Below are 9,949 nucleotides of genomic sequence, written 5' to 3'. Positions count from 1 at the left end.
CTTTGGTGTTCTGAAAAACGTAAACTAAGTCAGCTATTCCGTAACAGTGACTTGTTACCAAACCACTCGCGAATAACCGCCGTCCACGTTTCTCTTTCTTCTTCCGTATTCAATTGTCAATGAACAGGGCTTTCACCCACACTCAAAAGAGTAAATCACTCACCAACTCAATCATTTCCGATCGAGCCTGAGCGATCAATCCTTTCGAGGAACTCAAGAGCGCATCGTGCCGTCGCCGGCAGCGCCGTCGCTCTCGATGAGCTGGGTTATAGGCCTGAGCCCTCCAACCGTCAACCTGAAAACGACAAAAAAACCCAAAAACATCATCTACCTATGTGTAAAACATACCTAATCCGCAGAAACACGCCGTTTCAATTCCACACCAGACCTGTGGGGGACAAATCTATCTAATCAACCTCCCCCAACGAGAGGTTTAAAAGCGCCTTATTTCCCCGTAATCACACCAGCCACTCTCCATGCTCCAACTCCCGGCCATCAAAGACTCAGGGAGAACATTACAGGAATAGACCGCGATCAAATCAGACTGCACTCTCTCAGAACGCTGGCAAGCAGACTTCGGAGCAATCCGCGTTCTTTGAAAACTGAATAATGAATGAGGGTGTATGGTGGTCGTGGCACAGGCTGTAGCGCCTGAACTCGCCGAGATGGCATCAATGTGCTGAGAGACGCCCAATGGAAAGCCCCGCCATTGCGTTCGTTTGCGTGGTTTTGCGCGAAACAGCGTTTTTATGCGCTCAAATGTTCAATACGGCAAGGAAACAGCACGTTTGGGAAGACGCGGAACTAAGAACAACATCAGCAAATGCCCCCTGCGCCGGCCAACTGAGAGACAGGACTTATCCTCCTTCTATCAAATCTTATAAACGCAAACCAAAAAACTATCCCCGCAAAGGAGGCCACTGATTATGGAAATGGCGGAGAAATTCTGCGAGATGATTTTAGTTGCTTCTTATCAGCTGGCTTCGTGGGGAGTTTAACATGCTCTCAAATCCCGGCACCTTGGATTTTCAGTTGAGCTATGTTCTGACCGGAACATTGGAGGTCCCTATGAAGACCATTATACTCGCTGCGACTACACTGCTTTTTGCAGGCTTAGCTCTTCCTTCTGCTCAGGCCGGACAATGTCCTCCTGGCCAGGAAGGTTCAGCCATTGACGATAGCGCTCCAACAGAAAACTATCTGGTAGAGACTGAAGAACTCGATGCTATCGATCTTGGCAAAGAGAAGGTCAACATCCCTGATCATAACCTTCGTATGCGGACCATTACGGTTCAACCGGGAGGACACGTTCTTTTACATGGTCATGAAAATCGACCGGCTCTGGCGCTGGTCACAGAAGGCGAGTTTGTTGAGTATAGTAATGAGTGCGGTGTGCCGGTCATTCATAAGCTTGGTGAAGTGATCAACGAAAACTCTGAGGTACAGCATTGGGTCAAAAATAAAGGTGACACGCCAGCTGTTCTGACGGTCACCGATATTGTGGACTTAAACGATACTCAGCAGGGAAACTTTAAGTAGCTTCAGTTTCCAGTTCAGGTTCGACTTCGCGCAGGTTGAGGTGGATGCCTGCCATAGCGCAGCGGGCTGAGCCGCCTGCTTGTTCAATGGTATCCAGCTTCAACTGAACAATTTTGGTGCTCTGCTCAATCAGATCGATCTGATCCTGATGTAAAGAAGAGTATGCTCCCTCGGACATAGCAAGAAGCAAGCCTTCTGTTTTGCTATGCAACTCAATGGAACGTCCTGCGCAGGCTTCAATTTGCTCGTTGTTCAACTGAACAACCTGACGTCCAGACTGCTCTAAACGATTAAGGATCTCTGCTTTTTTCGCGGGATCAGTGATCAAATCTGATCCAATCAATGCGATGCCAGTGCCAATGCAGAGAATTGCATTGGTGTGAGTAACAGGGCTACCATCACTATGTTGCGCCTGAAAAATCACCGGCTCATACTTGAAATGATTACAGAACTGTTCCAGAGCCTGCTGATCTGCATGGCTTGACGGGACTGCATATACAACGCGCTCGACGTTATCGAACACCATTGCGCCCGTTCCTTCAAGGAACTGCTGCTCATCTTCCAGGTCTGAAAAATCAACCACATCCTGAATGCGGTATTCGGTTTTAAGAAGCTCGATTACATCATTACGACGTTCTTTTCGACGGCTCTCCGCCTGCATTGGGTAGATGGTGACATAACCGCCTGCATGCGTAGACAACCAATTGTTCAGAAAAACAGAGTGTGGTGTGTCACGGGACTTATCTTCGAACAGATGAACATCAACACCATGCCTACTCAACTCATCTGCTGCGGCAGAAATCTCAACATATGCCTGTTCTGCAAAATCGATGTCTCTTTGAGATTCACCAATAAGACTGCGAGAACTGCTCTGAGCTGCATCTTTGCTTGTGCTGAAAAACAAAGGGCGGATCATAACAACGGCAGATGGAGCCTGAACGGATCGGAGAGTAGGTCTGTGGTTCGTCATTGGTTCTGCTTCTTTTTGATGAGTTACACAGTGCACCATTCATCGGGCGCAGATTACTTTTTGGGAGGATTGGAAGCGGTTTTTATTTTTGATTGGCGATTTCGCTTCTTCTTGCCGGGGCTCACCTCCTCCTGGTGGCTCACAGCTTGTCTTCTGAATTGGCCTTTCAGAAAGTACGCACTAAAAAGTATACAAAATTGTGTAAATATTGAGACATTACTTCAATGCACCGTAGAGTCAGCATAATAAAATTGAGTACTTTTCATATTTATCCTAATATTATCATTAGGTTACAAAAAATCTCAGCTGAATTAAGAAGGATTACGGACCTGACGGTTTTCATAGGATCATAATGATGAAACTCAATGAGAAGCAGGCATCAACTGACATAAAGCATGGTATAAATTGATAGAAATACATTTGAACCGGATAGAAACATGCATGCCCTGATCGTTTATTGTCATCCAAATTCTGAAAGTTTCAGCAAAGCTGTCCTTGATCAGGTGGTGGAGACACTCAAGCGTCAACACGTCAGCCTGGATCTCATTGATCTTTATGAGGAGGGTTTTCAGCCTGTCCTTACCAAGAGCGATCTGGACAGCTATTTGAACACATTCCTCAACAAACAGGGTCTTGAGCACCACATTGATGTACTGCAGCGCTGCGACACGCTGATCTTCGTTTACCCAACCTGGTGGTATGGCTTGCCTGCCATGATCAAAGGATGGCTTGATCGCGTGCTGGTGCCAGGAGTTGCTTTTAAGCTGACTGAAGAGGGTGCGATCAAACCAAATTTGCAGAACATTAAGAAACTTGCCGTTTTTACCACCTGCGGTGCGCCAAGATGGCTTAGTTTTCTTATGGGCACGCCCGGCAAGAAAACCATTTTGCGCGGCGTGCGTGTGCTTTGCAATCCTTGGGTAAAAACCAGATATGTCGCCCATTACAACATGGACAGCTCTACTGAAAGCTCGAGGCTTCGTCATTTAAAGGTGATTGACCGAAAGACCCGAGGCCTCTGCAAAGCATACCCCCCTCCTATCAGGCCAACTAAAGATGGCCTGAGGACAGCGACAGACTCCTGAGGTACCCGCCATGTTTCCTCGACGCTATTGGATGGATTTTAAAACCACTGACTTTGAGAAAGTCGACGCTCAAAGGACTATTGCAATTTTGCCGACAGCCGCTGTTGAGCAACATGGACCTCATCTACCTCTTGGCGTGGACACATACATTAATGAGGGCATGCTTGAGACCTTGTGTGCCCGTGCACCGGAAGCATTAGACTTCCGCATTCTGCCTTTGCAATGCATCGGGAAGTCCGATGAACATATTCATGCGCCTGGGACACTCTCACTGAGAGCGGATACAGCAGCCAAACACTGGATTGATATTGGTGCTTCCGTTGCCGCCTGTGGCATCCGGAAAATGATCATCGCCAACTCTCATGGAGGTAATCTCGATCTGATTGGCATTGTCGCACGGGAGCTTCGCATTCGCTGCAAGATGTTGGTTGGCAAATGTCATTGGTCCAGCTTTGGAGCACCAAAAGGGCTATTTAGCGAAGAAGAGTTGAAGTTTGGGCTGCATGGAGGCGATGAGGAAACTTCGTTGATGCTGCATTTCCGAGCAGACCTTGTTGACATGTTGCATGCACAAGACTTCCGCTCAACAGCTCAAGATCTTGATGAAAATGCCCGGCTGGGGCCAACCGGGCTCCCTTCTTATGGCTGGATTGCTTCTGATTTGAACCCGCATGGGACAGTGGGAAATGCTGCAAATGCAAGTTCAGAGAAAGGGCGTTTGACCGCCGAGCATCAAGTGGATGGCTTTATTGAGTTTTTACAAGAGACAGCGGATTTCGACATCAATCGGTTTGATTAGTGTTTCCTGTTGCTAGCTTTGGCGAAACTCTTTGAAGCAACCAGGAGAACCTGTTTTAATTGATTTTAGTTAGTACTGTATGTGGAGTTGAGCAATGCAATTTCTAAAAGTGATTTCAGTTTTATTGCTCACACTTTTCAGTACGCCACGCATCAGTTTTGCAGCAGACAGTCTCAGCCTTTCAGGCGGGCAACAATGGCTTGTTTTTGCCAGCAAACAGGATGCGACCGAAGCTGTGCAGCTGGCGGAAGGCTTTCAAGAAGCTCTGCAAGGGACACCCTATCAGGATAAAGTGCGGGTGGTTCGCTCAGAAAGCGGCTGGTTTGGTGTGGTTGTTGGCCCTGTAAACTTTAAAAACCTTCAATTGGCGCGCCAGCAGATTGCGATTGATTTGCCTGAGGATGCTTATCTGTCTCACGGGCGCCGCTACTTGGAGACTGTCTGGCCCGCCATAAACTTGCGTTTTGGAGAGTTTGAAGCGCAGAACCATTTTTCTCTGAAACTCGAAAAGTTGCGTGTTGATGCGGGCCTTATCACGGAACAGACTGACCCGAATGATGAATTCTCAAAGAATTCAAAGGTGCAGGTTGTTGGATGGACCGGGCAGAATAAAGTGTTCTCGTTTGAGACGGAGCCAAGTTATTTTCCTCAGTACGGCCAGAGCGTTGAAGTTATTCGCCTTGCCAGTGAGACTGAGTTTCCTCAGGTCGTGATCAAGCGGTTTACGGGTGGGGCGCATTGCTGTGTGGAGCAACAGATCATCACGCAAAATCGAGAGGGAAGCTGGGTGATGGTTCAGGGTGCGGTGTTGGATGGTGGATATGGCTATAGCTTTGAGGACTTGAATGGTGACGGCACACTTGAGCTTGTTAGTGCGGACAACAGCTTCTTTTATCTTTTCGCACCATACGCAGGCAGTTTTGCGCCGCTTTACATTGAAAAGCTCTACTACGACGAAATCACCGATGTGAATATGGACCCAGTCTATCAGCCCGCTTTTCGTAAAGAACTGGCCTATCTCGAGGAGTTAGCTGGCTCTGAGAAGTCGCTTTGGGGCGAGAATGGTTTCCTTGCAGGTTGGGCAGCTCTTCGGGCGCGGTTGGGAGACGGGATGGAGGCTGTCGCACAAGCCACAGAGAAAAGCCGGGGTGATCAAGAGGATTTCCGGAAGTATGCTTGCCCGGATAGATCACCAAGTTCAAAGTGCGATTACGAGAATGCAGTTGCCCTGCCGTTTCCAGTTGGTTTGACCGTACATTTGATAGAAAGAGGCTATTTGCCAGTTCAGCCGCTTCGTTAAGACATGGCTCGTACACGTGCCAAGATCTATCTCTTCGTTTACACGCATATTCCTGCCCAGAGGCCGGGACACCTTTTGGGAAAACGCCCCAGCAAAAGCTATCTGAGAGCAACTCCCGGCCACATGGCTTCAACGCGGCGGAGTTTATAGAGGAAGTACTCTTCGTCGCAGTATCCGGTATTGCGTTCCATCTTCATTGAAAAAACGCCAGACAATCCGAACGGCGCCAGAACGGTGAAGGTTCCGTTGGTCTCTAAGCGGACGCCGAGTGCATAGGTTTGGACGGGATCGCGCACCAAAGCTTCTGCGGTGCATGTAACGGGTGTTCCATTGCTCATCCGCTCGCTGTCATGATGGATGACATGGCCTGCCTGATTGGACAGGTGCACCTGATATGGCCCAGCGCTCAGGATTTGACGGATATGGCGCAAGTAGGTGGCTTCTTTTTCGAGGGCTTGCTCTGATGGATCGTAGTAGGTGATGTAGAGCTGGTGATTTCCCGCCATGGCGGGTTTGCCCTTCAACGCAGTCCAAAGAGGCCATGCGATGGAAGGGCCGGAGATGCACCAGTCCGGCAGGCGGAGGGATCTGATGCCCTTCATTGCGGAAATCAGATGCGCGTTGGATCGCAGGGCCAGCTCAAGTAACCGCTTGCGATCCTCCTCACTGGTGAGTTGAGGGTCCGCGAGCGTTGCCTGATCCAGGTACTCCAAGTTGGCATTGGCCAAAGCTGAGTGACGCACTAATTTTGGCATAGCCCTGATGACGCCTGCACCGGTTCATTTCAGAGTATCGGGTGATCAAACCAGATCACGGGTGATGCTCTGACATTTCATGTTTATGCATATCCTGATCCGAAGACTGGAACCCATGCCTCGAGGAGATGCTCTACTCTTTCTAACTACTAAAAGATTCCAATGAGATAATCCATTGGTGGGTTGGACCTTGGTAAACAATGTTGAGGATCAATTGCGGGTCGCTTGTTGTTATGGTTCGGTTCGTTATCTCAATTATTACAAGTGGTTGGCGTCCAAAAGCCCACTTTTGAGATCGAAAAGCGGGCTTTTGGGTAGGCGGATAAAATTTGGGGGCAGCCTACCAAAGGACGATTGTTAGTTCCGGCCAGTGTTCTGTGAGGCGGTTGGCTTTGCGGGTGAAGGTGTCTTCGTTGGGCAGGACTTTGTTTGGGAGCATCTGCATTTGGAAGATGGGTTCCAGTCCGAAGGGGGCTTCGATTTGCAGGCGGTCATCGTCGTGCAGGCGGGCGGCGACGGAGTGGGTTGTTGAGGCGTAGTAGAGGAGAGACTCCAGCGAGCATCCGAGTTTGGGATAGTCCATGCCGAAGTGCTTGGGGAACCAGAGGTGCACGCGGGCCTGATTGCGGATCTCGACCGGTAGGGCTAGCGGTTCGCAGGCTTTGGCGAGACTGGTGATCACACGGTCTTCAGCCTCGTAGGATGTGTCAGCCTCATCGTGGTAGATCAGGTCATAATCTTTGATGCCGTGTCCGGCCTCCCTGCCCGTCAGTGCGTTCCAGACACTTTGGTAGATTGCACCCGACGCGAGCCAGGCATCTGGTAACTGAGCGTCACGCAGGATCTTCAGCAGATCATAGAGCACGGTTGAGCGGATGACCTCTTCGATAAAGTACACGCGCCCCTGCTCACCTGCGCCATGATGAACAGGGGAAACACGTGTTGGCAAGGAGGTGATCTTCTCCTTGGGAGTTGAATGGCCGGTTGGGGCGGAGGCCGTGAAAACTGACATGGACACGATTTTCATTTGAAAGAGATCAAGCTGTGAAGACTGCCGTAACGACTCGTCTCCAAAAACCAGAACTAAAAGTGAATTAATTTAGTACATAACAGGAACATTATGATAATCTACCCACCAGATCAATCCATGTAAATTTGGGGCTTGGCGACCTGTGAGAATTGACAGGTAGATTCGCATAGGATTTGTGCGGGGCACTTTGAAACTATGAAGATGTGGATAGTGGGAAGTACCTAGCTGCGTACTTTTCGCAATGTTACGCAGCGCATTTCACCCGAAGGGCTAGTTCCCATAACTACGTATTTGTGCGAGATGCTCGAAAGCATCAGTTTTTCCTTGAGATTTGGTGGCATTGGGCAGTAAACCGGTGTCGCGCAGCCTTTCGACCACACGGAGCATGAAGATGACCGAGACCCGCCTGACCATTAGACGGCCTGATGACTGGCACCTGCACTTACGTGATGGCGAGATGCTGAAGGCCGTTCTGCCGTCAACTTCCGCAAACTTTGGCCGCGCGATCATTATGCCCAATCTGGTCCCACCTGTTGTCACCAGCAAGGATGCTGCCGGGTATCGGGATCGCATTCTGGCAGCCATGCCAGAGGGGCACGACTTCACTCCCCTCATGACGCTTTATCTCACAGAGACCACCGATGCGGATGATCTGGAGCAAGCAGCCAAGTCTGGTCTGGTGACTGCGGTGAAGCTTTATCCTGCTGGCGCGACAACCAACTCGCAAAGTGGTGTGCGCGACTTTGATAAGGTGGCGGGTGTTCTGGAACGCATGGCCGAGATCGGTTTGCCGCTTCTGGTCCATGGTGAGGTCACAACGTCTGACGTGGACATCTTTGATCGTGAAGCAGTGTTCATTGAGACTGTGCTGGACCCGATCCGCCGCAAGTTCCCTAAGCTGAAAGTGGTGATGGAGCACATCACCACGGAAGAAGGCGTCAATTATGCCAAGTCTGGTGGTGACAATCTGGCGGCGACGATCACGACGCACCACCTGATCATCAACCGGAATGACATTCTGGTCGGCGGCATCAAGCCTCACTTCTATTGCCTGCCTGTGGCGAAGCGTGAGAAACACCGCCTTGCGCTGCGTGCTGCGGCCACTTCTGGCGATGCCCGTTTCTTCCTTGGAACGGACAGCGCCCCGCATCTTGACCAGAACAAGCTGTGTGAGTGTGGCTGTGCTGGCATCTTCTCCGCACCAAATACCATGAGCTGTCTGGCACATGTGTTTGAGCAGGAAGGCGCACTCGACAAGCTTGAGGCATTTTCCTCTCTCAATGGTCCGGCGTTTTATGGCATGGCACCAAACGAGGCGACCATTGATCTGGTAAAGGCCGATGAAAAGGTCAGTTACCCGCCGAGTATTCCAACACCGGACGGGCCGGTGACCCTCTTCAATCCGGGATTTGATATATTCTGGAAGGTTGAGACCTAAAGATGAGTTTCAAAGCAGTTTGCACCTAATATGGCCGGGGCAAGCTGCTTTTTTTTTGACGTGAATGCGTGCGATGCCAGCTCCCTGTCATCCCACACATTCCAGATCTTTGTTTTCGCGCGTATTCTTATCCGAAAACCGGAACCACTTTTCGGGAATACGCTCTAAACCACCTACTGTGACTTGAGGGACAGCGATGTTTTCCAATTCTTTTCCTGACCGCGAAGTGATGGCGGAACTGACCGCAAAAATGCTCATGGAAATCAAGGCGGTGAACTTCCGTCCAGAAGAGCCGTACATTCTGGCATCCGGTCTTGCGAGCCCGGTTTACATCGACTGCCGTAAACTGATCTCCTACCCGCGCATTCGTGGCACCCTGATGGAGTTTGCCGTGGCAACCCTGCTGCGTGATGCGGGCTTTGAGAAGTTTGATGCGATTGCAGGCGGTGAGACGGCTGGTATTCCGTTTGCTGCGTGGATTGCAGACAAAATGGCACTGCCAATGCAGTATGTGCGCAAAAAGCCAAAGGGTTATGGCCGTGATGCGCAGATCGAAGGTGATATTCACGAGGGGCAGAACGTTCTGCTGGTGGAAGACCTGACCACCGATGGCGGGTCCAAGATCAAGTTCTGCGAAGCACTGCGCAAGGCGGGTGCGGAAGTGACCGACACGCTGGTGGTGTTCTACTACGACATCTTTCCGGAAACGAAAGGCAAGCTGGCAGAGCATGGCGTGAACCTGCACTACCTTGCTACATGGCACGACATCCTGCGCGTTTGCCGCACAAACGATTACTTCTCAGCTGAGAAGGTGAACGAAGTTGAGAAGTTCCTCAATAATCCGCTGGAATGGTCCGCAGCCAACGGCGGTGTCAGCGAACTGCCGCTCTAAGCAGTGCTTTAGCCAGACACATAGGTTTCATGAAAACGCAGGGCATTGGCTCTGCGTTTTTTTGTTTTGTGGTGTTGCTTTACATCATAGCCTCAAAGTTGTTTTTGCCACAAAAGCAACATGAAGCGAAAGCATATAGAT

General features: G+C 50.2%; 9 protein-coding genes. 6 read left to right on the top strand and 3 right to left on the bottom strand.

Translation table 11 applies throughout. The features are described 5' to 3' along the window. The first annotated feature begins 1,068 nt into the window (after nucleotides 1–1,068). Nucleotides 1,069–1,539 (top strand): cupin domain-containing protein, encoded by a 471-nt coding sequence (locus tag PsAD37_RS04045; RefSeq protein WP_208991680.1) that lies wholly within the window; start codon nucleotides 1,069–1,071, stop codon nucleotides 1,537–1,539. On the opposite strand, the gene ctlX is transcribed toward PsAD37_RS04045, so the two are convergent. Next, nucleotides 1,532–2,509, bottom strand: coding sequence for a citrulline utilization hydrolase CtlX (ctlX, locus tag PsAD37_RS04040; protein ID WP_208991679.1), 978 nt, complete (start codon nucleotides 2,507–2,509; stop codon nucleotides 1,532–1,534). The two genes, PsAD37_RS04045 and ctlX, sit on opposite strands and share 8 nt — an antisense overlap. 437 nt (nucleotides 2,510–2,946) lie before the next feature. Between ctlX and PsAD37_RS04035 the strand changes: the two genes are divergently transcribed. The 3 genes from PsAD37_RS04035 (at nucleotide 2,947) to PsAD37_RS04025 (ending at nucleotide 5,693) form a co-directional block, all read left to right on the top strand. After that, nucleotides 2,947–3,594, top strand: coding sequence for an NAD(P)H-dependent oxidoreductase (locus PsAD37_RS04035; protein WP_208991678.1), 648 nt, complete (start codon nucleotides 2,947–2,949; stop codon nucleotides 3,592–3,594). Nucleotides 3,595–3,604: 10 nt separating this feature from the next. After that, nucleotides 3,605–4,393 (top strand): creatininase family protein, encoded by a 789-nt coding sequence (locus PsAD37_RS04030; protein ID WP_063295041.1) that lies wholly within the window; start codon nucleotides 3,605–3,607, stop codon nucleotides 4,391–4,393. Nucleotides 4,394–4,487: 94 nt separating this feature from the next. Beyond that, on the top strand, nucleotides 4,488–5,693 hold the full coding sequence (locus PsAD37_RS04025) for a hypothetical protein (RefSeq protein WP_063295040.1): 1,206 nt from the start codon (nucleotides 4,488–4,490) through the stop codon (nucleotides 5,691–5,693). A 98-nt stretch (nucleotides 5,694–5,791) separates the two neighbouring features. Here the strand turns inward: PsAD37_RS04025 and PsAD37_RS04020 are convergent, their stop codons facing one another. Further along, the gene (locus tag PsAD37_RS04020; RefSeq protein WP_208991677.1) at nucleotides 5,792–6,448 is read right to left on the bottom strand and encodes a nucleotidyltransferase family protein; all 657 of its coding nucleotides are present in this window, start codon (nucleotides 6,446–6,448) and stop codon (nucleotides 5,792–5,794) included. 340 nt (nucleotides 6,449–6,788) lie between these two features. Continuing rightward, entirely contained in the window at nucleotides 6,789–7,460 is a 672-nt protein-coding gene (locus PsAD37_RS04015; RefSeq protein ID WP_208991676.1) for a nucleotidyltransferase family protein, read from the bottom strand. 409 nt (nucleotides 7,461–7,869) lie between these two features. Between PsAD37_RS04015 and pyrC the strand changes: the two genes are divergently transcribed. Beyond that, on the top strand, nucleotides 7,870–8,916 hold the full coding sequence (pyrC, locus tag PsAD37_RS04010) for a dihydroorotase (RefSeq protein WP_063295038.1): 1,047 nt from the start codon (nucleotides 7,870–7,872) through the stop codon (nucleotides 8,914–8,916). Between the two features lie 196 nt (nucleotides 8,917–9,112). After that, a complete protein-coding gene (locus tag PsAD37_RS04005; RefSeq protein WP_057461032.1) occupies nucleotides 9,113–9,808 on the top strand; it encodes an orotate phosphoribosyltransferase in 696 nt (231 codons plus the stop codon). Nucleotides 9,809–9,949: the final 141 nt, after the last annotated feature.

Origin of the sequence: Pseudovibrio sp. Ad37 (assembly GCF_001623075.1) — a bacterium.
Lineage (GTDB): Bacteria > Pseudomonadota > Alphaproteobacteria > Rhizobiales > Stappiaceae > Pseudovibrio.
The sequence above is the reverse complement of the archived record's forward strand: the minus strand, read 5'-3'. Positions and strand labels throughout refer to the sequence as shown.